Origin of the sequence: Ensifer adhaerens (genome assembly GCF_028993555.1) — a bacterium.
Classification (GTDB): domain Bacteria; phylum Pseudomonadota; class Alphaproteobacteria; order Rhizobiales; family Rhizobiaceae; genus Ensifer; species Ensifer adhaerens_I.
In genome coordinates this window covers 235,744-258,718 of sequence record NZ_CP118612.1, presented here as the reverse complement: position 1 = coordinate 258,718, position 22,975 = coordinate 235,744, and the positions used below count along the sequence as shown (strand labels likewise).

Here is a 22,975-nt window from a genome sequence, read left to right as displayed (position 1 = left end):
TCGCTCGGGGTCGGCTCGACATTCAACGAGTTGAAGCGGAGATACCGATGCTGAAGACACTATTGACAGCGACAGTGCTACTCGCGCTTGCTGGGCTTTCTACCTTGTCCAATATCGCGTGTGTTCAATCGAACTTGTCCAACACGTAGAGGCCATGAAAGACGCGATGAAGAAGGACTACGCCAACAAGGAATTGGCGATGGCCAAGAAAGCACTTGCATCGAACGAGAGCGACAAATTGAAAGACGCATATGTCGAACGCGATGAACGGAAATGAGCCGATGTGAAGGGTCGAGGCAGCCCGAATGGATGGCTCCGCGGGTAGGACGGAGCCACACAGTGTGCCTCGATGGGCTCCGTTGGAGAAGAGCGCGTGAAGCTCTTGGAGCCCAGCCGACGATCCGGCATCGTGGATCACCGGCAAAGCTAGAACGGCCACCGATCCGAAATGTTCCCTATGCGTCAGCGCCGGCTATGAGCAGCGTCCAGGTGCCGCCCGACGGGGCGACGAGCGCCTATCAGATCGTCCCGTCGGGGCACCTCTCGCGGGAGGTTGTCGCGTATCGTTGAAGTCAGTGCATAGGTCTCGAAGAGATCGAAGAGTCTCTGGTCCCTGGTCTCGCGGAGCTGCTGGCGATGACGCGGCAGCGCCATGGCCAAACGAGCCTTTCCCAAGCATCAAGCCCATGCTGTTCCCTCAGTTGGGTACCACCTAGCCGGGAGCCTTGCCGTGCCTTGTTAATGAGAAGTGGCCACAGTAGGCTTGGGAAGGACGGTGGTGATCGGGCGGCCGCTGTCGCTCGAAGCACCTGCGACGAGCAGGTAAGCGGTGATCACCACCACTGACAGAAGCATCATCCCGACGGGTAGACCTGTCGTAAATTTGCGCTCTGGTGCGCCGTATGTGTGTCGTTCGTACATTAGCAAGATCCTCAATCCCAATCGGGCAACGACAGCAAAGCTCAGCCCTGCGGGTGCAAAGAGGCGCTCGGCGCCGTTGCCCACCCAAGGCAGTAAAGGGCTGTGCTGCTTGGGCTAACGAGAAAACTAACGCGAACGTACAGTGCGACAACGACCTTAAGACCTTTGCGCCTGCTGGATGGGACTGTAGTCCCATGGCGGAACCTTTTCCGCCGCCCTACGTTTGAGAATGCTCTCGATCCTTGACCAGATCGAGGCACCTCTAGGCCCCACCTGCCATTAGTGTCCCCGCTAGATGTGGGGCCTACCGAGGGAGTTGCGCAGTTCAACTTCTTGATCGCTCTCCAAGGGCGACGGTCACCTCAACGGCTCCGCACTGTCGGAGTCGTCTTACCCAGAATGGATGAGTTGTGGTGTTACCGCTGAGGTGTAGCATATGAGGCGCGGCTACATGTACTGCTTGTAGTCGCGCACTGCCCCAGGGAGCCTCCGCCACCCCGGAGGAGGTTCCTTTACTGTCAAAGAGATCAGGGCGCGAACTCAATCTCAGCGTAGCGTCCCACAGAGTGCAGGTACGAGATAATCTCGCACTTCCGAGGTTCGCGGTTCCCGGACTTCTCCCCAATCCGGTCAAGCTCTTCGATTGCGGCATGCTGTTCATCGATGCGGCCGATCACGTAGCTAGCGCAGCCAACGGCGCTGATGTCGCAGCCCCGATGAAAATGCAGACTGGAGCGCGATATAGAGACTACCCGCAGGCGAGCGTGCGACCTTGCCGGGTGTGAGTGGGTTTCTGTCTATCGCTTCAGCTTCCCGACCTTGATTGTGATGCCGTCGCTGTTCCTGCATGTCCTGCAGCGCATGCGCGGCGCCAGAGCGCTGTCGATAGCGTCTTGTCGAAGCGGCACGCAGGATCGTTTGCCCGCTATGTCGTGATTCGTAGGATTTACCCCGCCTTTCCGAAATGCAACCGCCACGATCGCTCCGCTTTGTCGAATTTCGGACATGGAGACACTGACCCAATTTCCTCAAACAAGCGTCGACCAGCAAGCGATTAAATGAGCGCGGAATGCGCGGGCTCAAACGTCCCGATCACCTGAAAGTTCCTTGAAAAAACTATGATTTTCGACACCCGTTTGAGGGAACAGATCCGTCGTTGTGCCGTTCGGTCATCTTAAAAGCGAGCCGGTGTCTTGCCGGCGAAAGGAGAACAACCATGATCTTGAAATCAGCAGCTACCCTCGCCGTCCTGGCGGTGTTCGCCGCCCCTGCCATTGCACAAACGAATGTCGTCTGTGACGAAGCCTCGATTGCGAAGGCCGAACAACAGATCGGACAAATCTCCGACGGCGCGAAGAAGATCGAATCCACCAAGGAATTGGGCATGGCAAAAGATGCCATAACTGCCAATGACATGGAAAAGTGCAAATCGCATCTCGAGAATGCGATCAAGGGCATGGATGCCATGTAGGCCAGCGCTGCTTCGAGGCGTCTGTTGTCCCCCCGTCGCAACGCCAATCGGAGCGTCCCTACCCCGAGCAAGATTCGAGGAGACCGACACGTATTTTCGAGAAGTCGAGATCTGCGTGAGCGGCAAAAACTCAGGAACCAAAAAACTCGAGCAAAGTTTGACCGGTAGTGCCTTCCACGGGCTTGAGAACAAGGATGTAGACATCATGAAAAAACTGCTGCTCGCCGCGGTATTCCTCGGCGTATCGACCTTTGGCGCGCTCGCGCAGACTTCCACGCCTCCGGCGACTACGAACGGTGACACGCCGGCCGTGGCGACGCCGGACTCCACCAATCCCACCGCTCCGGTTGCCGGGGCAAACAGTTTCACCGAAGACCAGGCTAAGAAACGCATCGTTGAAGCCGGTTACACCGACGTTGCCGGTCTTAAGCTCGATAGCGAAGGCGTCTGGCGCGGCAGCGCCATGAAGGACGGAAAGTCCGTCCAGGTCGCACTCGACTACCAGGGAAACGTGGTCGCCAACTAATCCAAAACAGCGAGGAACCCCCATGAAAACCGTTAGTGGACTCTTTGACGATTACTCCGATGCCCGCGCGGCGGTAAGCGCGCTGGAAGATCGCGGCGTGCCGTCTGACGATATCAGTATCGTCTCCAACAATGTCGGTGACCGGTACTCCAAAGACAGCGACGCTGCCGAAGGCGCAGGCACAGGCGCAGGTCTAGGTGCTGCAGTTGGCGGCATCGGAGGGCTTTTGACCGGGCTTGGGGTCATGGCCATTCCCGGCGTCGGACCTGTGGTGGCGGCAGGCTGGTTAGCCGCAACGGCAGCAGGTGCAGCCGCCGGCGCCGTTGCCGGTGGCGCCGCGGGGGGACTGATCGGCGCGATGACCGAATCTGGCGTCCCCGAGGCCCATGCCCATGTCTATGCCGAGGGCGTGCGCCGCGGCGGAGCTGTTGTTAGCGCCCGGGTTGACGAGAGCCTCTACGCGGACGCCCAGGTCATCCTACGCCGGGGCAGCTGGGTAGATCCCGAACAACGCCGCGCGGCATACCTCGAGCAGGGCTGGAGGGGCTTCGACGAAAGGCTCGATCCCTACACTGCCGAGGAGATCGAGAAAGACCGTCTTCGCTATCGGCTTTGACGCAAACAGGAGGGCCGCAGAGGCGTTTGTCATGCGGCCCGGGAACTCGATTTCGGCCCCGCTCGGGGCCGATTTTTTGGGTGCTACTGGCGCGATCGCACTCAAAACGTCAGTCTCGTCCTTACAACCTGCGACAGCGAAACCCATTTCAACTCCAAGCGGGTAGGCAGAAGCCTGTTCAGCCAGGCACGTTCCAAGCCCGACTCCTGTTTGATCTAGGCGCGATCGCCAAACTTGTAAAACCGTCTCAGGCGCCATCGCCGACTTTGTCCAGGTGCAGAAAGAATAGTCGATTATTGTCGAGTAACCGGAAAGACTCCTCCCATGAGATCAGCCCCAGTTGGACATCCCGCTCGCTGAAATCAATCCGTAAAATCTCATCTTCATCGGCGCATTTCAAACGGGTTGGCCGCCGCTTGCGTGCCTCTGCCCAATATCGAACATTGTCATGATCTCGTGTCGTTTCAGCCTTGGCCATGAGTTTTCTCCTCACGCATGCGTCGCTGTAGCCGCCGAACAGGCTGAGCTCTCCCTTCTTCCGATTCGCATTTCCTCGACCCGGGAACCAATTGTTGGTGCTCGGGTTTAGTATCCAAAATGCCACCGTGCGACGTTTGCGGGGCGCTAAGGTCGCTCCGGTTCGGGAGAGTCCAAAGGCTCGAAATGAGGACGCGAATGAACAACATCGCTCTTGCGGCCTTGCTGCTTATAGCCTTCCAAGGAATTGCCCTAGGCCAGCCGCTTAAGCCGGACGATATCAACAATGCTATGATTGTCGCCCTTCCATCAAATCAATCGAACACGCCAGCACAAGCACCCGACCCCGCTGTTACGCGGCTCCAGATACTTCTCGATCGAGCGGGCACGTCTCCCGGGGTCATAGACGGATACGACGGCCAGAACGTAGCCAAAGCGATTGCGGCGTTCGAGGCAATGCAGCATCTGCCCTTAGACGGGAGACTGGATCCGGATGTGATCGACCGACTTTCGGACCAACGACCGGCGGTTGAGCCCTATGCCATTTCGCAGGGCGACGCAGAAGGCTTGGTCCCAGCCATCCCGAAGGATTATTCGGAACAGGCCAAGATGGAGCGGCTGGGTTATACAGGCATCGTCGAGAAGCTCGCCGAGCGCTTTCACATGGATGAACACCTTCTAACGGAGCTCAATCCAGCTGCCAAGTTTGTTGCCGGAGAAACGATCTGGGTCGCGATACCCGATAGTCCGAGGCAAGGTTCCGTGAAGCGCATTGAGGCGCATAAGCGAACGAGACAATTGCTGGCCTTCGCCGACGACGGAACGCTTATTGCGGCCTATCCCGCCACCATCGGGAGCGAGGAAAACCCTTCCCCGTCCGGCACGCAGAAGATCAAAGGCGTGGTTCGGATGCCGCCCTATACCTACAATCCCAAAGTTAACTTCCGGCAGGGCACAAACAAGAAAATCATGACATTGCCTGGCGGTCCCAACAGCCCGGTCGGCAGCGTCTGGATTGACCTCTCGCAACCAACCTACGGCATTCACGGCACGCCGGAGCCCTCATTGATAGATAAATCCGGATCGCACGGATGCATCCGGCTGACGAACTGGGACGCGGAAGAACTAGCGGCAATGGTCAAACCTGGAGTCACCGTCGACTTCGTCGACTAGGCCTGCCTCTGCCCGATCTGGAAGGCGCTGCTCCAATGCGCACAGGAGCCAGGCGGTGCTAGGTTTGGGCAACTAAGACTGCGCTGCATCGGTTCGCTTACCACACCTCATAATCGAAGGAAGAAGATTTTCGATGGACAATGTTCGACATCATCGTGTCTCGGGCGCCGGCATCGACACTTTCTTTTGTGAAGGGGGGCGAGCGAGCGCCCCACTGACTCCGCTCCAGCGCGGATATCGGTACTCCTCCTACGAGTTTCGCAACATTCACGCCGCGCCTTGCAGACCGCTGGAGGCCGCTGGCGCCGGATATCCCATGCGCCGGCTACAGCGTAACTTCAAGAGAGTTCGACTAGGGCTTCGACGGCTTCGATATGCACATTCTTATGCAACGAGCCAAGATCAAACAGTGCTCGACGTGGTCAGGCTCCTGCACCCGCTCGACTCCATCGCCATCAAACGTGCGCTGCATTCCATCGGAGTACCTGCGCGCCGTCCGTTGCTGGCGACAAGATTCGAGTTTGACAAGCCTGATCCCCGCCCCAAGTCATGAAGATGAGTTTGAGCGATGTCGTGCGCAGCAACGCACAACGGGCAACAGCACTGGTCAAATGGCCCTCCGGAGGGAAACGGCGGCGACCACGCAGCCCTGTTTCCTCCATGCGCAGTTTCTGGGGCCTGTTGCTGGCCTACTGGCTTTCCGAGCGTTGGCGCGAGGCCTGGAGCCTGACATTTCTCATCCTGCTGCTCACAGGATTGTCAGCTCAAGCAAGTGTCTGGTTTGCGTTGACCTCTGGCGAACTGGTCAATCGGATCGCCAATTTTCATCATCCCACTGTTCCCACCTCCCCCTCGTCACTCCTGAGCACGGCAGCAACACTTGCCGCAATTGCGATTACGAGGGACGCGGGGTTCACTGCGGTACGACATTTTTTTTCGACCACCCTCCACCGAAAATGGCGCCAGTGGTTGGACGAACGTTTCAACCAAGCGCTCCTGGATTCCAATCACACGCACTTCCACCTGCAGCAGAACGGGTTTGGTGCCTCGAGCGAGACAGAGTCTTCATCGCCCGACAACATCGATCAGAGGGTGCAGGAGGCAATAAAGGGCATGACGGGCGGTGCGATCGGGCTTGGCGTGGGAATTGCCGGAGTTGTGCTGTCGCTCGGGTTCGTCGGGGGCAAGCTGATCGAAACTTCGAGCTCCGTCAGAGGACTTGATTTCCTCGGCAGCTACGGAAGCGCCTGCCTGACGCTACTCGCGATCGCGATCTATGTACCGCTCAATACATTTATCGCAGCCAGGCTCGGCGGAATCCTGCAAGGCCTCTCGCTCCGCATCCAATCGGCCGAAGGCAGCTATCGCAGCGAGTTGAACCAATTGTTGCACCGCAGTTTTCACGTTGCGGTCATCAGGGGCGAACCGGCGCAAAAGACACTCCACGGGCGACGGTATCGAGATATCGACCAAACCTGGGCGAGCCTCAACCGGGTAACTGCGGGCTACATGGGCTTTGAACTCGTGCACAATTTCATCGGCTCACGCATCGTCGCCTATGCACCCGGTCTTTTGCCTTACGTCGACAAGACCATCAGCCTCCAGGAATATGTCACCGGCGCCGAGCTTGCGACGGCCCTCATCAATGAATGCTCTTGGTTCATTCATGCGATGCCCGACATTGCAACGTTAAGGGCGGACGCACGCCGCATAACAGAACTTGCGCAAGCGATAGAAACGGTGCAACGGCCGCAAGATTATTATGCCCGAAGCGGACCTTCGGCGTTTGAGTACGCAACGCAGGACGGCGCACGAGGGTTGAGCATCCAATCCGTCGAGCTCTTGCATACCGGCGACGACAAACCGTTTCTGAGCGTCGAGAAGCTGGATTTCGCTCCCGGCGAATGGACGTTGATGATCGGTGAATCGGGCAGTGGGAAGACCTCACTTCTCAAGGCGATAAACGGCCTTTGGGCGCACGGCCGCGGCCTGATCGCAACCCCCGACACTGTAAGAACTCTTTTCGCCGCTCAAGACGTCAAGCTCCAAGGAGTTTGCCTGAAGGACCTCGTCTGTCTACCGGATGAGGCCGCGGTGCATGGCGACGCAGCCGTCGTGAGCGCGTTGGAAGAGGCCGGGCTCGAAGAGTTTGCTGGCGAGCTTTCGAGCGAAGGTCGCGAGGGGCAACATTGGGACAAACTTCTGTCCGGGGGTGAAAAGCAGAAACTCGTCCTTGCAAAAATCCTGTTGCTGAAGCCGGGTTTGATCTTTCTCGACGAGGCGACAAGCGCACTTGATGGCCAGGCGGTTCAAGCGTTCCATAAGTCAATCAAAGAACATTGCCCACAGGCCACGGTGGTTGCGATCATGCATGATATTTCGTCGATACAATCTGAAGGCGGGGCCGACGTCTTCGACAGCGTTCTCGTGATCGAAACGGGCGTCGCTGACAAGAAGCCAATAGCAGACTGGCGCAAAGCGCGAGGCAACGACACGTAAGTTGCCTCGGTCCCGCTGCCTCGCCTGCCCACGAAGGATACGGGCCGCTATCTTCCTGATGGGTGAAGGAACAAACCTCAGGGCCAGGCGTTCTTCGCGAGAAGCGAGGCAAAGCAAATGCAACCTGCTATTTGGGATCACCCGATTAGGGTTGGTGCGAGAGGCGAGCGCACCATCAACGGACCAGAGGATGCGCTGCAGTATCTGAGCGAAATGCCACAGGGCGGTTGGTTCTTCGAACGCGCAAGAAATCACTGCCATGCCGCGTTGGAGCGCGGCGAAGAGCCCGGGCTTTCGCGGAAAGCCTTCATCGGCGCAGCCATCGAATCTTCATTCCCTATCTTGGACGACGACATCCAATCTTAGGTCGATCGCAATCTGCCACGCGTATCCCTTCCGCGTGGGTCGTCGAACCATAGGTGGCGTCATGGATCGTTTTTTCGCAAGGTTCGCCACCTCAATCGCACATGCCGCGGGAAGCCCCATTGCCTTCCTTCTTTGCGTGGCGGCAGTCCTCGTATGGGCGCTATCAGGCCCCATTTTCGGTTTCTCCGAAACGTGGCAATTGGTGATCAACACCGCAACGACCATTGTCACCTTTCTCATGGTATTTCTGATCCAGAACACGCAAAACCGCGACGGTGCGGCGCTCCAAGCCAAACTCGACGAAATCATTTTGTTCACGGACGCCGAAAATGATTTCGTCGGCATCGAGAGGCTGACCGACAAGGAGCTGGAAGAACTCCATGCTCGATGTGAGAAGGCGGCACGGCGCTCGAACGCAATGCTGCAGAGTGCGCATGACGAAAGAAATGCGAGAAAAAGCCAGTCGAAGTAAACAAGCCGCGCTTGACCGCCGAACCCCTTCAATTCCCGAGAGTCGAGGTCGCCCGGCTTTGCCGCCTTTTTGGCGCGATGACATCCCTATGAGTTCTCGCCGGAATGGATCGTGACGTCGCAGTCGCCTCCATGTACCTACTACAGCGCCCCCGAACTGGCCCATCCAGTCGCCGCCTGCGAAGCGGGCTTTTCACAGCTTAGCGGATAGCGAGGCCTCATCGCGCCGGGCGATGACGATCGTCAATGAAATTCGACAACCGCTTGAGCTCGCGCCCGCTCACCAAAACCCATGCCATCCTGCGTCTCCCGATCGCCTAGCAAGCCGAGTGCGACAATCCGAATTCGACCCAAAGGGATGACGTCGGAGGTTACCTGCCGGTGAATAGGTGTCTCGGCGCGAACGTCAATCGCTCGGCCCGATCGAACTTCTGATCCTCGTTTCGAATTTTAACGCTCAATCTGCCGGGCACGTCCTGTGATGAACCTTTGCGAGTTAGGTAAGACCTAACGTTGTGCCCCACCAGCGACCGTCTCTTTGGCAAGAGCGGCGTCGCCTTATGGAGAATATCCCGGTAAGACGCTTGGTGCCGCTGCCGGCCGCGAGAGGGAGAACTTGAACCCCACACATGTCGCGCAAACCGTCATCGCCGTCCTCGTCCAGGCAATATTTGACACCAAACCCCGTCAGGGAGCGTATTTCGTGAGTCTGTGGTGCAATCTTGGCGCTTCGTGACATCGACGGTGTGTATTCGGACAGCCAATCAGAATTAAGGTGGCCAGTCTCACGCAACATCGCGAGTTGGTTAGATGTCTGCGATGTGACCGCGGAGTTCGTCCCAGTCTGGTAAGAGGCGCTCCGCGTTGTTCCGGCAAAGTTCGTCCGCGTCGGAGAGAAAGACTGACTGTCGCTTCGCAACGGGTCGCCAATCGACCGATCCGAGGCCACCATCACGCCGGTTGTGATTTGAGGCTCAGGATTGACGGCTGGAAAACCGTCCCTCTTCTTGAGGTAGGAGGCTAGGAGGTAGGGCATGTCGTCTCCACCCAAGCGGGCGCGCCCCACATACTGCACCCGAACGGATGCCGTGCCACGGTGCTTCAGGTCCAGCATGTCTGCTGCCTTGCTGGAAACGTCGATGATGCGACCCTTTCGATAAGGTCCGCGATCGTTGACACGCAGGATGAGCGAAGAACCGTTTTCAAGATTGGTCACCCGAACATAGCTGGGCAAGGGAAGGGTCGGATGTGCGGCGGACAGGTGTTTCGGGTCATAATCTTCGCCGTTTGCGGTCCGCCTCCCCCGAAAAGCGGAGCCGTACCAGGAAGCTACCCCCTTCATGTCGTAGTTCGGGTCCTCCTTCGGAAAATAACTCTTGCCTTTCACTACATAGGGCTTGCCAACCACATAGCGGCCACCGCCCTTGGCGACATTCTTGTGGTAGGCGACCGGGTTAGCCTTCACTCCGTATACCTTTTCGGAGATATATGCTTTGCTGCGGTTCGTGTTGGGCGCTTGCGTGGTCGTACAGGTAGCACAGCAGGCGCAGATCACCATAATAGCCAACCATCGCACACCTTTCGCAGGCGTATTTACCTCAATGACCATCTGTCCAACGCTAGCGACGGACTTCCATGCAACTGCGGCAAGCCTCGGCATAAGCGCTCATGTCAGCCACGGAATAGCAGCTGTGGCACTCGTCGATGCATCACTGCACTTGGGGTCTCGCCATTAATTCGCTCCATCCGTTGAAGTGACTGTAAAATCAGATCTGACGCCAAAAAGTTCCACGGGACCGCACACAGCGTGGTTGGAGTCACCCCGGCCTCGCTGCGCGTGAGGCCTCTTTGGGGGGAAGAAATACCCACTTGTCTATGATCCAGCTGAGACCTGAAGGCCACACGATCCCTCGCCTTGATGGGATACGAAGGCCGAACAGTATGTGTCGGTAAAATCAAGCCGATCAAGCGTCCGCTAGGAGCTGAGCCCGAGAGATTGCCTTCGACCATTTAAAGGTCTATCTTCTGGTCAAATTGGAGATCGGTGTATGAAGCTCTCGCAGCAGGTAAAACCTATCAGCTATCTCAAGGCGCATGCGCCCGAGATCGTTCGTTCGCTGGCTGAAAATCGTGAGCCTGTCGTGCTCACGGTGCATGGCGAGGCAAGAGCCGTGCTCCAGGACGTTACCGTGTATGAGGAAACCCAAGAGACAATCGCTTTGTTGAAGGTGCTGGCCCTCACCAATAAGCAAGTCGAAGCGGGCAAGTTCGATCGCGCATCCGAATCATTCAAGCGGATCCGGCAACGCGTTTCCCGGTCCTGATGCCTTACACCGTCTTACTCTCCGAAGATGCGGAACAAGATATCGAGGATCTCTACCGGTTCATTGCCGGTCGCGACGGAGTCGAAACAGCCGAACGGATACTTGGCGAAGTCGAGGCAGCCGCCTCGAGCCTAGAAGATATGCCAGCTCGAGGGAACATCCCAAAGGAACTCGCACCGATCGGAATTACCGAATACCGCGAGCTACATCACAAACCGTGGCGGATGATCTACCGCATCCTCGGATCGGATGTCATCATTTACTGCGTCGCCGACGGGCGCCGAGACATGCAGTCGTTGCTTGAACGACACTTGTTTCGAGCAACAAGGTGAGAACAATTCCCCAAGGTCAAACGATCGCAGACGGCAGCATGGCAAATCGCGGTCTGACTTCGGTTGCGATCAGTATGGTCGGACAACTCTACCAATCGCCTGTTCAACCACGCCTTTAGAGTGCGAGGTTCGTCCGACATTCTACTATCGGAAGAACTAACGCTGCGCGAGAACAGTCGTATCAAGAACGGCATTGCAGCTGGGCACGCTCGCGACCATCAAAACCCTGACGGGCTTATCTGCCGGTCGTCGCGAGCAGCGTTAACCTTTTCTCCAGCTCGCCAACGGTCGCTACGAACGCGGTGCTGTGACCCTCACCTCCGATCGATGCGGAACTGATGCCAGAGCACATCCGTTCCAAAGCCCTCATCACTCCGCCCGTATGCTTGCTACCCACCTCGGCATAACTGGCAAATTTTATTTCGGCACTTTTGAGGAAATTTCCAGCGGCATGACATCGTTGTGTTGCGCCTCCCAGGTTCTACAAGCCTGCTAAGCGTAGCGCCGCAAGTCCAGCCGGTCCGAGAACATCTTCGCTGCGTGTGGAGCGTCGAAAATTGTCGAAGTAAAGCGTCCATTCGCCCTGAGATGCCGAGCGGTAGGGGCCGAACTTGAAATACTGCCTAGTGCCCAGCCCTTGTTCATCATGGCCGATATGGCCTCGGACCGTCACGACCCAACGGTCGTTGGCAAAGAGTTCGATATGCCCTGTACCATCCGGCCCGGGCCGGGTCATCACTGCAAAGTCAATCCAGCCACTATGCGGCGCTGGCAGCTCATGCCCCCTGGGGATGACAGTGATGCGGTCCGTGTAGGCGGTGAAAAGGTGCCCATCTGCTGGCGTCCAGCCAAGGTCGGTGGCAACCAGTGCACGCATCTGCCGCTTTCCCGGCCGCAGCCAAACCGGCGTGAGAACCGGTGCGCCAGTTGGCAAAAACATCCCAGGGATCACCGGAAAAGTGGTCTCAACCGTCGCAAAAAGGCGACCCCGAACCAGACGAAGTGCCAGGAAGGGACTATAGTCACCCCTCGCCTCCGGGCCGATCTCGCGCTTCCATTGGGCAATCAGATGGCGGTGATCCCGCTGCGGGATTGGGTCGGCAAACTTCACCGAAAAGCCGTACCAGACTGCCTTGTCATAGGGTACGCGCAGAGCCGTGCGTTCCCACACCTCCGCCCGCTCGCTTCGATGGGCTTCGCCGTCAAAGAGCGGTCGGACGCTTAGCTTCAACGCGCCGGCACTGCCAAAGGTGACGTCGCGCTGAAATTCCACTGAACCTGCGCGTTGCTCGACATTATCGCGATAGTAGAGACCACCCATGGGCGAGAAGCGGTCACCTTCGAAACCGTCAACAAGGTTGGCCTCCCAAGGGAGTGGAGCCGCGACCTCGCCGTTCCCATGGGGTGCGCTGGTAGCGCTATCCAATACCTTCGCCACATCCTCGACACTCGCAAGACCCGTCATGAACCTGCGGTCAGAGATGTGATCGTTGCATCGGGTGAGGTATGTGCCGTTGATGGACTTCAATCGTCCGGTTCCACCGCACACGTCACAGGTATGGTACGACCGGCCCGCTATATCGTGATAGATGCCGCCAAGCGCAGCGGTCGCTTCTGCCGAAAGGCGAAAGTCATTCGTCGGTCTGAGGTAGCAGCGTAGACCGCCCCATTTTTCCTCTATTTGTCGAATGTAGACCTTGGAAAGCAGCCCGCGTTTGCTGAGGTACATTTCGACGCGCCGTAGATACTCCTCGATCAAGCCGTTCCAACCCGTATTGGCAGTCAGGAAAAGAGACCATGTCTCCTCGCTCGTATCTGGATCGAAAAGGCGAGCATAGGTTTGACGAATGTACGTCACGAACTCCGCATGCTTCATGCAGAGACCCTTTCCCATGAATCCGAGCTGGGCAGGATGTGGTTGCCCTCCCCATTTCTTCCGTTGCCTTTGCCAACCCGGCTCAACTTGGTCATTTGTCAAACTTCCGAGCCAGGCCGAACTGTGACGGCGTGTAGCTACCAGGCGCTGGTTCGCTGCAGGGACCGAGCTGAGCGTGAGACCGGCCTTTGAGGGCCGAATTGATCACGCGCCCAGGTGACGGCAACGAATGGGCGGCGTGAAGCCGCCCAGTGCCAGCTTGCAATTAGCTCACATTTCTCACCGGCGGGATCGTCCACGTGCCGTCGATGATGGAGGGATTGGCCTCGTTCGGCCAATACAGACGCATCATGAGGATAAATTTCCCCGTAGGAGCAGGCAGCCAGTTTGATTCCATGTCGGCTCCCGGAGATTCGTGCTGGATCAACAGGTCGATAGAGCCGTCCGAGTTGGCCTTGAGCGGCTCCCTTGCACTGATCGAATAACGGTTCAGCGGGTTGTCGACAAAGAAGTAGCCCGCATCATACATAGTCAGTGACCAGAAGCCCCCAACCGGCGGAGTAAGGCCTTTCTTGAACGTCAGCACATACTTCTCGGACCCATTGTAGGCCCGTTTGATCAGCCCACCTCCCGACTTCGTCGACGTTGGGTAGATTGCATCCTGTGGCCGGTTTGCTCCAAGACCGATTGCAGTTATCAAGGCACGCTGGACATAATTGGTGCCGTAGATGCCGGTCTTAGTTGTGAAGCCCCAGCCGTCGATGTCCTGAACGTCGCCGTCGCTAAATTTGAAATGCAGCATGATGCGAGCAAAACCGAGCTCAGGGACGCGCTTTGCAAATGCGGGGTCGAACTTGGTCTTGTCGAAGTCCTTGCCGGGAACGATCCCCAGCTCGGCGAGCTTGGCCACCATGGGTGCATCTGCCTCGCTCGGCGGGTTTCTTTTTAGAAGTTCGGCAAACAGGCTGAAGTATTCGACGGCGTCCATCTTGTTGACTTGCTCGCGAACGGCGGTCTTCATGTCGACCGACGGATCGACCTTGCCCTTGGATGGGGTCCAATCCTTGCCCCATGCGCTCAAGGGGTAAAGCTTCACTTCATCCTGCAGTTTGTGAACCTCCGCGTAGTCCTCCGGGGTGCCCGTGCAGTAGATGCGCCCGAGCAACCAGACGATGCTTGTTGGCGACTTGTATTCCTTCACTCCGTCCGGGAGCGTCCCCTCCCATCCAGGTCCTGTCACCACGAAGGTCTGCGCCCCTGTACCGGTCGTCCGCTTTCCAGGAACGTCGAATACCGTCGTCCAGCCGTCCAGCATCGGAAACAGAGCATAACGATCTTTGAGGTCGGGCAGGCTGACCACCCAGGGTTCATCACCCACATCGAAGAAGGCGGTCGTATAGAGCGTATCGGCGTTGGGCGCCGTCACGTCGCGGAATTTGGCATCCGGATACTGGCGCAGTTTGATGACATGCCCCATCGGACCTCGGGTTCCTTTGACCTCGGCGACGTTGGTGATCACGCGGCGGGTGATCTCCATTGTCACGAGCGGATAGGCGTAGATGTAGGCTTCGACCGCCGAGGCAAATTCGTCTAGACCTTCCGGCAAATTTGCCACCAGTCCATCGTTGGCGTCAGCCGAAGACCCCATAGAACCGGCAGCCATCAGACCAAGACCGGCAACCGTCAACTCACGACGCGTGATATCCATTACTATCCCTCCAAAAAATTTGTGTAACGAAAAGCGAAGCAGAAAATCTCGTCGCCCACTCCAGGATTAAAGCTGGCTAGCGCGAGCTATTTGACGAGACCAAGGTTTATCAATTGGACCCGCCGGTTTTCCGCCGCTTTCGGGTTGGCTGTATCCAGCGGCCACTCCTCGCCCACACCGATCGAATACAAGCGGTCTGGTGCGATCGCAAAAGTGGTGGAAAGCGCCTCAGTTATGGCGTTCGCACGCTGCGCACTCAGTTCGAGATTGTGTTGCGCGTCTCCCGTCGAACTCGTGTGACCGACGACGAGAAATTTGTAGCGCCGCAGGTTGGGATGATGCAACGCGTCGGCGATCAGACCAACCGTGCGGTAAGATTTCGGCTCGATGGCGACGGAGCCATTTTCGAATTCGATATCTACGATCAGTTGCGACAACTTGGAAAGTTTCTGCCAGTTCGGAAGGTTGGCGACACCTTTGCCCGCACTTGCCGATGCCTCCTCTGCGAGGAGCGCAACGTCGATTGCGGGCGCAGCACTTTCCACCCTACCCAGCGTACGTACAAGTTGCTTGTCATTGATTTCCTGCGCCACCCCCTCGCTGGCGGACATCATGAGCCCCATCGTCAGCAACGCGCTAAATTGAATCCCCTTCATCGTCTTGCCTTTCGTGCTCAAAAAAGGTCTCAACGCCATCCGGCGTCGATGATGGCCTGGCCGCATTGCCCTTCGTTCACGCGCGTCGCCTTGTTCAGACAGGAAAGAACATTGCCCTCCCCTTTGACGCTTTTGCAGTACTGGGCGATGTCGTGTTTGCAAATCGTCGCAAAGGACGACTGCGCCGACTGACGCTGACTTATCGACGTGATCACGTTCGCCAGTGTCACGGTACAGGCCGGGGAGACCTTGCCCTCGTTCTGCTCAAGGCAGGTCTGGATACGGCCGCCGCCGAGGTTGAGCCCCTTGCAGTACTTCCGGATATCCGAGCCGCAGTCGTTGGCGAGCAAACTCACCGCATCGGCATAGCTGATGGTGTCTGCTCGACCATCGGTGGCGAGGGCAAGAACAGTGAGAACTATCGTTCCTCCGAAAACTGCAATTCTGTTCGTCATTGGCAAGTCCGATCGAAAACGGCGTTAAACTCTGCTGCCCGGCCCAATAGCCGAGGCGTGAGCCAGCGTTGACATGCTCAATGCGATCGCCAAAAGGGAAGTAGGTTACAGTATCCAACGCCCCTGCTACGGTCGGCATTCTCGCAGGAACGGAGGCTAGACGGTGGCAATTCGCCGACATGCCGGTCTCGGGCACGGCAGCCAATCAAGAGAGATTCTTGGGCTGATGACATCGTTGCCCATCAGCGCCATCGCGCGCGGTAGCCACTTTCCGACAGGAGCGCTCCATTGATCTGCGAAAAGCAATCACGAACGGCTATCGCTGCGGTTTCCATGCGCCGCATCCAGCGACAGGGGAGCCTCAGCGAGGCTTTCTGTACCAGTTGCGCAGCCCTTGCACGGCCGCGCGAACGCCCCTCATTCACCGTGTCGACTGCGAAGCTCCATCAAATATTTTCTGCGAATCCGCCTAAATTGACTCGACTAGCATTTCCGCGCGCGACGTCGGAAACCGGCGGCTGCGCGCAAAAGAACCTCAGGGCTGTCGGCCTGATTCTGGACGAGCTGACCTCGGTAGCGTAGGTTACATGAAGTAGTGCGAACTAAATCTGTGATTGCTGCGACTGTGGGCGTAATTGGAGCGATTGATGGACACCTTTGTGCCACGCGGATCGGAAAATATGGCGGAATCGTCTGGGTCTGTGCCGAGCCCGACAGATATTCGTGACCAACTTGCACGCATCATTTCCAGTGCGGAGTTTCCAAAAGGAGGCCGAGGCCCGGCGTTTCTCAGTTTCGTCGTCGAGGAGGCCCTTGCGGGACGAGCCCATCGCTTAAAGGGCTACACGATCGCGGTCGAGGTATTCAAACGGAAGGAAGACTTCACCCAGGATGACCCGGTTGTTCGCATCGAGGCCGGGCGGCTAAGGCGAGCGCTCGAGCGCTATTACCTCGTTGCCGGACAGGACGATCCCGTCAGGATAGATATTCCAAAAGGACGCTACGCGCCCTCGTTCGCCTGGAACGGCCCGATGTCCACGGCCGCCGTCTCTGCCTCTGTCGAGGAGGGAGATAAGCAGCTACGCCAATCCCGGGCGCGTCGTGGGTGGCTGGTGCTTGGCATTGTTGGCCTCATCGGTCTTGTCGCGCCGACCTACTGGGGGAGCGAGCGTTTGATCGAGGCCGCGAAACAGGGTGGAACAGCAAAGTCGCCTGATGAACCGACACTGGTCATCGCACCTTTTGCCAATCTCGGCGACGGCCCGCAGGCTCATCTGTACGCAGCCGGGCTGACAGAGGAATTGCTCACCGCCCTGCCCCGGTTCAAGGAGATCATGGTCTTCGGCCGTGAAACGTCGAAAACTCTCTCCCCACAGGTTGAAGCTTCCGAAATTCGTGGTGGGCTCGGTGCTCGTTATCTGCTTGCTGGCGGCGTGAGGGTGTCTGGTTCTAAGATCCGAGTGACGGCGCGTCTATTGGACACATCCGACGGAGCAATCCTCTGGTCGCAGACCTACGACGATGACCTAACAAGCCGGGAACTTTTCGCCATCCAATCCGACGTCGCGAACAAGGTTGCGGCCGCTGTAGCCCAGCCATATGGCGTCATCGCGCATGCTGCAACGGTGAACCCTCCACCAGACGACCTCGGGATCTACAACTGCACACTCCGCTTCTATGCCTATCGTTCAGAACTCAGCCCGGAGACCCATCTCAACGCCCGAGAGTGTCTTGAAAGCGTCGTTGCACGTTACCCAAGTTATGCGACAGCATGGGCAATGTCGTCCATCGTCTACCTGGATGAAGATCGCTTCCGCTTCAACCTCAGGATTGGTGAGCCGACGCCGCTGGAGCGGGCGTTGCGCTCGGCCCGCCGGGCAGTTGAACTGGAACCAGGAAACACTCGGGCGCTTCAATCTCTGATGGTCGCACTGTTCTTCAACCAACAGCTCACCGAAGCGCTTGAGGTCGGCGAGGAGGCCCTGGCAATCAACCCGAACGACACGGAGCTATTGGGTGAGTTTGGAACGCGACTCGCTATCGGCGGCCAGTGGCAGCGTGGCGCGGATCTCCTCGACAGAGCTCTTGCGCTTAATCCTGGTGGCGCAAGCTTCTATCACGGAGCGCGGGCACTCGCGGCCTATATGCTGAACGATACTGATAAAGCGGTGAGCCTCATCCGCAAGACTAACCTGCAACAGTTCCCTCTGTTTCACCTCGTCGCAACCGCCATCTACGCCGACGCTGGATTGTTGGAGGACGCGAGGCGCGAGGGAGAAATCTTCATGAAGATGCGTCCGGACTACATACCGAACATCATCGAGGAGCACAGGAAACGCAACATTCAGCCGATGGACAATCTGCGGATGATCGCGTCGCTGCGCAAGGCGGGTCTTCCCGTGCCGAGCGCCGAGGAAGTCGAAGCGAAGGTATTGGCCGCCGCCGCAGGCAAAATCCCCTGAGGCTTTTCCACAGCGGGCAGATCCTACAGTCTGCCCCCACAGAGCCTACCAGACGTTACGGGTGTTCATTCTCAGCGGCATCTACAGTTTGCCGATATCAGACGCCAGCCGGCGACTGACGCTTGCAAGCACCTGGAAGGCATAGGCCTATGATCCGCTCGTTCTGTTTATTGCCGCGCTGTTGCTTCCCGCGATCGTTGTCGCAGAGCAGATGTCGATCCGTGGACTCTACGGTTTTGCCAAGCACGCCGAGGCTCGTGTCGGTCGCCCTTTGACGCCTGTGAGCGTCGCGGGCGTGGCTCGGCGGACCGTGAGACGTTGTGCCGTCGGCGTCTATTATTGCTAGAGCCAAGATTCAGGAATCGGAAGCGTTTTGATCAAATCTGAAACCAGCGATGCACACGTCGCTTCATTCTCAAGTCGCCTGCGCCGGATGATCCTTTGCTTGACGCTCATCACGGTTTCGGGATGCGGCGGCCACCCGAAGGGTGTTTTGATGCCCGTCGCCGAGACGTCAGCCGATGCAAGCCGGGTGGAAATGTTGATCACGACGACGCGTGACCGCTCAAAAGTGCCCGGTGAAATGTTCTCGGGCGAGCGGGCGCGTGCGCCAACGTTTGCGGACATCGCCGTATCCATCCCCGCTGTGCGGAAGGTCGGTGAGGTGGCTTGGCCAAAGAAGCTGCCCGCCAACCCGGCGACCGACTTTGCAACTGTGAAAGCGGACGAATTGACAAAGACTGAAGCTAAGGCCTGGCTGAACGCTTCGGTCAGGAAGAGTCCCGACCAAAGCGTGCTCGTGTTCATCCACGGGTTCAACAATCGCTTCGAAGACTCCGTCTACCGTTTTGCTCAGATCGTTCATGATTCCGGCGTCACGAGCGCGCCCGTTCTTGTGACCTGGCCATCGCGGGGCAGCCTCTTGGCTTACGGCTATGACCGTGAAAGCACCAACTATACCCGCAACGCGCTGGAATCTCTGTTCCAATATCTGGCTGCGGACGAGGAGGTGAAGGATGTCTCGATCCTTGCTCATTCGATGGGGAACTGGCTTACCTTGGAAGCGCTTCGCCAGATGGCAATCCGTAATGGTCGCCTGCCGGCAAAGTTCAAGAACGTGATGCTCGCAGCCCCCGACGTTGACGTCGATGTGTTCCGCTCGCAGATCGAGGACATGGGCAATCAGCACCCGCGGTTCACTCTTTTCGTGTCGCAGGACGACCGGGCACTGGCTTTCTCGCGCAGGGTCTGGGGTGACATTCCCCGACTGGGATCGATCGATCCGGAGCAGGCCCCTTACAAGCAGGAGTTGGCCGACCACGATATCACCGTCATTGATCTGACCAAGGTGAAGGCCGGAGACAGCATGCACCATGGCAAGTTCGCGGAATCGCCGCAAGTTGTCCAATTGATCGGCACCCGGATTTCCGAGGGCCAGACGTTGACCGACAGCAAGATGGGCCTTGGGGATCACCTCATCGCTGGAACGACGGGGGTTGCGGCGGCGGCGGGCAGCGCTGCGGGCCTGGTCCTCGCTGCACCGGTCGCCGTTGTCGATCAAGCGACACGCGAAAACTACGCTCACCACCTTAGTGGGTTAGCGGGCCGGTCGGGCGCCAAGGAGAAGGTCGCAGCCAAGGAGTGTGTTTCAAATCAGAGCTTAGAGCGCGCTCCCACGTGTCGCTCGCACCAAAAGTAAGGATCGGCTATGAATTGCTATATCAATCTCGGCTTGGCGGCCACAATCGTGACAATGGTTGGCGGGAATGCGCTTGCCGCCGACGTTTCCCCTCTTCTCACGAAAGATCCGCAGACGGCCGAAGGCCCGAGCGGATGGTCGTTTTCCGTTGCGCCATATTTTTGGATGGCAGGGCTGTCGGGAGAAACGAAGCAATTCGGACTACCGACCGTGGAAATGGACGCAGACTTCGGGGATATTCTCAGCAATCTCGATTTCGCCTTTATGGCTGCAGGCGAGGCTCGCAACGGCCGCTTTAGCGTTATCGGCGACATTATGTACACGAAGCTAGGAGCCGACGGCGACACGCCCGATGGTATCCTGGCAACCGGCGTCGATGTGACTTCGCAGACATTCTCCGGCCTGTTGGGCGTTGGATACGCTGTCATCGATGCGCCGCAGGGGCATTTGGACCTCGTTGGTGGGGTTCGGATCTGGTCGGTCGAGACCACGATCCGCTTCAACGGTGGCATCCTGGGCGGCATCGAACGGAACGATGATGCCTCCTGGCTTGATGGCATAGTTGGATTGCGCGGCAGATATTCCCTGACCCCGCACGTTTACCTGACGGGATGGGGACTGGTGGGTGGAGGTGGCGCCGACATCGACTGGGATGTTGCGATGGCTATCGGCTACGAGTTCAACGATCGAATATCGGCAATCGCCGGCTATCGTGCGCTGGGTGTCGACTACAACAACGATGGCTTCCTGTTTGATGCGGTCCAGCAGGGTCCAATCCTCGGGCTCGCCGTAAAATTCTAGGGCTTATCGCGCTTAGTTAGCCTCATATCCGGCGGCCTCGGCATCCACACGGGATCATGTTGCCATTGGCATCCCGCACAGCATGTAGCGGCAGTGGCGCCGGCGTAAGCTGCCCTGCATGTTCTGCAATCCTCAGGCCTATAGATATGGCGCGCAGCTTCGTGATGTCTGTCCCGGAGGAATTAGCACGGAAGTTGGATTGTGGAGTGAGAATGAAGCGGGACGCGGTATATTTCCGTATCCCGCTTCATCGGCAAAGGACGGTTAGCGAACGTAGATTGTCAGTCCGCCGTCAGTGGCCTGTTCGGCGCCGCCGATATTTTCTATCTCAACATTTTGCGCCTTCAACTGTTCGACGAGGGGCTTGTTGGCTTCGATCGCCGTGAGCAGGGCTTTACGTTGTTCCGGCGTCGCGTTTTCCACCCACAAGCGGGTTTGATTCTGTTCCGCCAGTGTGCTGATCTGAACGACGCTGACTTTGTCGCCCTTGAATTCACTCACCGATTTTTCGATATTGGCTGGCCAGTTCATTTCGGCCTGAGCATAAGCTGTTCCGCCATAGCTCAAAGCGGACAGGGCGACGATCACGGAAAAAGTTGCGATGCGTTTCATTGTCATGCTCCTCTCTTGGGTTGCGCTCGCGGCCAAGCGGCAACGAAACGCATGGTTACCGGCCTGTCCCGTCGCGACTGCACGGGAACGGCGCCGGATGGCTATGTTTTGTTGAGGCGGTGCAAGCAGGCCCGTTGGTGGCGCTTGAATGGTAATCGCCCGTCGCGCACCATCGCCTGTTGCGTCAGAAGCTGCGTAGTGCCCAAACGCCCTACCAGGGAATGCAAAGGGATGGCTCTCTCGAAGCCATTCCCTCGTATACGATTAGTGTTTGCTGATGCCCAAGGCTCTCTCTTAGTAGCAGGGCGGATAGGGATAGTAGCCACAGGCCGGAGGAGCGTAGTAGCGACGCTCGGCAGCCGCCGCGCCGACGGCAGCCCCGGCGACAACGCCCGCACCGTAATAGGCTCCCGGGTGCGCATACCATCCACCGCGCCAGACGGGGGCGCGACCACCAACCGCTACTCCGCCGTACGGGCCTCGTGCAGCAAACCAGTCGATAAACAGCGATGCCGGGCCGTCCGCCCCGGCCAGATCACCTTCCAGGACGGCAACGTCGAAAGTCAGATTGCCACCCTCTAGCTTGGGGGTCTTCAAGACGACTACCGCATCAGCGACCGAATCGCCTTTGCTGCTCAGGACTGAAATTGTCGCATTAGGGGGGTCCTTGGCGAAGCTGTCCGTTCCCTCACCCCATTGCTTGATGAACTCGGAGGTCAGGACGTGACCTGCAGATCGCACCGGCCGATCGGCAAAGACGATCGAATTGGCGGTGATGCCGGACATCGTGAGCTTGCCGTCTTCGAGTTTTGCCCCCGCAGAATTGAGAACGGCCAGAGACGGTACCATTTGCGATTTTGTCGCGCCGATCGTCTTTTGCGCCGGCGCTGAGATGGCGTCCTGAGCGAACGTTGGCGCGGTGGATAGCATGCCCGCCGCCAGGGCGACCAGGCATACGCCGGATAATTTGTTCATCTGTATCACTCCCTCTTGTCCCAGTTGGCCCTATTACAGGAGCCTCAGATTGAATTAGCAGCGCGCACCTATCGTCCTCTGACACAGCATAGTCGGTCACTCGCGTTCATCATCAAACTGCCTCCTGTCGCGTGATCTGAAAGATGATTTCCTCGGATTAGGATGGCTTTGCGAAAGGGCCCTTGCCGAACCTTTCCAGCTCCCGCTCGATGTCGATAAGGATGCTGTCTATGAGTTCCTGATACTCAGCGATCCGCTGTTGCCGATCGGAAGATGTGGAGCGCCGCCATCGGTTCTTCTCCTCGTTAGCTATCGCGAAATCGTCACAGAGGTCGCGGAAGGCCTCGCATTGGGCGGCGAGTTCCTCGATCGCCTGACCGCTCGTTTTGAAGTAGCTCGTTACGAATTCAACACCCTTTCCCATTTGATCTATCCGTTTGTGTGGTGCCTAAATTCAAGGAAGGGCGATGCCAAATTTCGGCGCTGCTTTTTCTGCCATCGTGAGCGCTGGCAGGAAAGGCGCAAGGTACGTAACTGTAACCTACAGGAGTACGA

General features: G+C 57.8%; 21 protein-coding genes and 1 pseudogene. 13 read left to right on the top strand and 9 right to left on the bottom strand.

Annotated elements, in window-relative coordinates; all coding sequences use genetic code 11:
* The first annotated feature begins 2,137 nt into the window (after positions 1-2,137).
* The 3 genes from PWG15_RS34020 (at position 2,138) to PWG15_RS34010 (ending at position 3,534) form a co-directional block, all read left to right on the top strand.
* Positions 2,138-2,392: a hypothetical protein gene (locus PWG15_RS34020; protein ID WP_275027882.1), complete on the top strand. Its 255-nt coding sequence runs from the start codon at positions 2,138-2,140 to the stop codon at positions 2,390-2,392.
* A 205-nt stretch (positions 2,393-2,597) separates the two neighbouring features.
* The gene (locus tag PWG15_RS34015; protein ID WP_275027983.1) at positions 2,598-2,918 is read left to right on the top strand and encodes a PepSY domain-containing protein; all 321 of its coding nucleotides are present in this window, start codon (positions 2,598-2,600) and stop codon (positions 2,916-2,918) included.
* A gap of 22 nt (positions 2,919-2,940) precedes the next feature.
* Entirely contained in the window at positions 2,941-3,534 is a 594-nt protein-coding gene (locus PWG15_RS34010; protein WP_275027881.1) for a general stress protein, read from the top strand.
* Between the two features lie 247 nt (positions 3,535-3,781).
* Here the strand turns inward: PWG15_RS34010 and PWG15_RS34005 are convergent, their stop codons facing one another.
* Positions 3,782-4,012 carry a hypothetical protein gene (locus tag PWG15_RS34005; protein ID WP_275027880.1) on the bottom strand — a complete coding sequence of 77 codons (231 nt, stop codon included), beginning with the start codon at positions 4,010-4,012 and terminating at the stop codon, positions 3,782-3,784.
* 185 nt (positions 4,013-4,197) lie between these two features.
* Between PWG15_RS34005 and PWG15_RS34000 the strand changes: the two genes are divergently transcribed.
* The 4 genes from PWG15_RS34000 to PWG15_RS33985 all read left to right on the top strand — a co-directional run bounded on the left by PWG15_RS34000 (position 4,198) and on the right by PWG15_RS33985 (position 8,521).
* Entirely contained in the window at positions 4,198-5,184 is a 987-nt protein-coding gene (locus tag PWG15_RS34000; protein ID WP_425536851.1) for a L,D-transpeptidase family protein, read from the top strand.
* Between the two features lie 561 nt (positions 5,185-5,745).
* Complete coding sequence (locus PWG15_RS33995; protein ID WP_275027878.1) at positions 5,746-7,683, top strand: ABC transporter ATP-binding protein/permease; 1,938 nt, start codon at positions 5,746-5,748, stop codon at positions 7,681-7,683.
* Between the two features lie 117 nt (positions 7,684-7,800).
* Positions 7,801-8,049, top strand: a complete 249-nt coding sequence (locus PWG15_RS33990; RefSeq protein WP_275027876.1) for a DUF982 domain-containing protein — start codon at positions 7,801-7,803, stop codon at positions 8,047-8,049.
* A gap of 61 nt (positions 8,050-8,110) precedes the next feature.
* On the top strand, positions 8,111-8,521 hold the full coding sequence (locus tag PWG15_RS33985; protein ID WP_275027874.1) for a low affinity iron permease family protein: 411 nt from the start codon (positions 8,111-8,113) through the stop codon (positions 8,519-8,521).
* A 495-nt stretch (positions 8,522-9,016) separates the two neighbouring features.
* Here PWG15_RS33985 and PWG15_RS33980 read toward each other — a convergent pair whose 3' ends face one another.
* Positions 9,017-10,129: a septal ring lytic transglycosylase RlpA family protein gene (locus PWG15_RS33980; protein WP_275027872.1), complete on the bottom strand. Its 1,113-nt coding sequence runs from the start codon at positions 10,127-10,129 to the stop codon at positions 9,017-9,019.
* Positions 10,130-10,568: 439 nt separating this feature from the next.
* Here PWG15_RS33980 and PWG15_RS33975 point away from each other — a divergent pair, with 439 nt between their 5' ends.
* The 3 genes and pseudogenes from PWG15_RS33975 to PWG15_RS36600 all read left to right on the top strand — a co-directional run.
* A complete protein-coding gene (locus PWG15_RS33975) occupies positions 10,569-10,844 on the top strand; it encodes a type II toxin-antitoxin system Phd/YefM family antitoxin (protein ID WP_275027871.1) in 276 nt (91 codons plus the stop codon).
* On the top strand, positions 10,844-11,176 hold the full coding sequence (locus tag PWG15_RS33970; protein WP_275027870.1) for a type II toxin-antitoxin system RelE/ParE family toxin: 333 nt from the start codon (positions 10,844-10,846) through the stop codon (positions 11,174-11,176). The genes PWG15_RS33975 and PWG15_RS33970 overlap by 1 nt, the downstream gene beginning before the upstream one ends.
* A gap of 132 nt (positions 11,177-11,308) precedes the next feature.
* Positions 11,309-11,411 (top strand): annotated as a pseudogene (locus tag PWG15_RS36600) (AAA family ATPase); the annotation flags it as partial.
* A 246-nt stretch (positions 11,412-11,657) separates the two neighbouring features.
* Here PWG15_RS36600 and PWG15_RS33965 read toward each other — a convergent pair.
* The 4 genes from PWG15_RS33965 to PWG15_RS33950 all read right to left on the bottom strand — a co-directional run bounded on the left by PWG15_RS33965 (position 11,658) and on the right by PWG15_RS33950 (position 15,871).
* Complete coding sequence (locus tag PWG15_RS33965) at positions 11,658-12,497, bottom strand: polysaccharide lyase family 20 protein (protein WP_275027981.1); 840 nt, start codon at positions 12,495-12,497, stop codon at positions 11,658-11,660.
* An 820-nt stretch (positions 12,498-13,317) separates the two neighbouring features.
* The gene (locus PWG15_RS33960; protein ID WP_275027868.1) at positions 13,318-14,760 is read right to left on the bottom strand and encodes a DUF1254 domain-containing protein; all 1,443 of its coding nucleotides are present in this window, start codon (positions 14,758-14,760) and stop codon (positions 13,318-13,320) included.
* Between the two features lie 86 nt (positions 14,761-14,846).
* Positions 14,847-15,383, bottom strand: a complete 537-nt coding sequence (locus PWG15_RS33955; RefSeq protein WP_425536854.1) for an OmpA family protein — start codon at positions 15,381-15,383, stop codon at positions 14,847-14,849.
* Positions 15,384-15,445: 62 nt separating this feature from the next.
* Positions 15,446-15,871: a hypothetical protein gene (locus tag PWG15_RS33950; RefSeq protein WP_275027866.1), complete on the bottom strand. Its 426-nt coding sequence runs from the start codon at positions 15,869-15,871 to the stop codon at positions 15,446-15,448.
* Between the two features lie 647 nt (positions 15,872-16,518).
* On the opposite strand from PWG15_RS33950, the gene PWG15_RS33945 reads away from it, so the two are divergent.
* From PWG15_RS33945 to PWG15_RS33935, 3 genes are all read left to right on the top strand, one after another.
* Positions 16,519-18,333, top strand: coding sequence for an adenylate cyclase (locus tag PWG15_RS33945; RefSeq protein ID WP_275027864.1), 1,815 nt, complete (start codon positions 16,519-16,521; stop codon positions 18,331-18,333).
* A 433-nt stretch (positions 18,334-18,766) separates the two neighbouring features.
* Complete coding sequence (locus tag PWG15_RS33940; protein WP_275027978.1) at positions 18,767-20,032, top strand: alpha/beta hydrolase; 1,266 nt, start codon at positions 18,767-18,769, stop codon at positions 20,030-20,032.
* Positions 20,033-20,041: 9 nt separating this feature from the next.
* Entirely contained in the window at positions 20,042-20,833 is a 792-nt protein-coding gene (locus PWG15_RS33935; protein WP_425536850.1) for a hypothetical protein, read from the top strand.
* 264 nt (positions 20,834-21,097) lie between these two features.
* Here the strand turns inward: PWG15_RS33935 and PWG15_RS33930 are convergent, their stop codons facing one another.
* The 3 genes from PWG15_RS33930 to PWG15_RS33920 form a co-directional block, all read right to left on the bottom strand.
* A complete protein-coding gene (locus PWG15_RS33930; protein WP_275027863.1) occupies positions 21,098-21,445 on the bottom strand; it encodes a hypothetical protein in 348 nt (115 codons plus the stop codon).
* 294 nt (positions 21,446-21,739) lie between these two features.
* On the bottom strand, positions 21,740-22,420 hold the full coding sequence (locus tag PWG15_RS33925) for a hypothetical protein (RefSeq protein ID WP_275027861.1): 681 nt from the start codon (positions 22,418-22,420) through the stop codon (positions 21,740-21,742).
* 157 nt (positions 22,421-22,577) lie between these two features.
* The gene (locus PWG15_RS33920; RefSeq protein ID WP_275027859.1) at positions 22,578-22,844 is read right to left on the bottom strand and encodes a hypothetical protein; all 267 of its coding nucleotides are present in this window, start codon (positions 22,842-22,844) and stop codon (positions 22,578-22,580) included.
* Positions 22,845-22,975 lie beyond the last annotated feature (131 nt).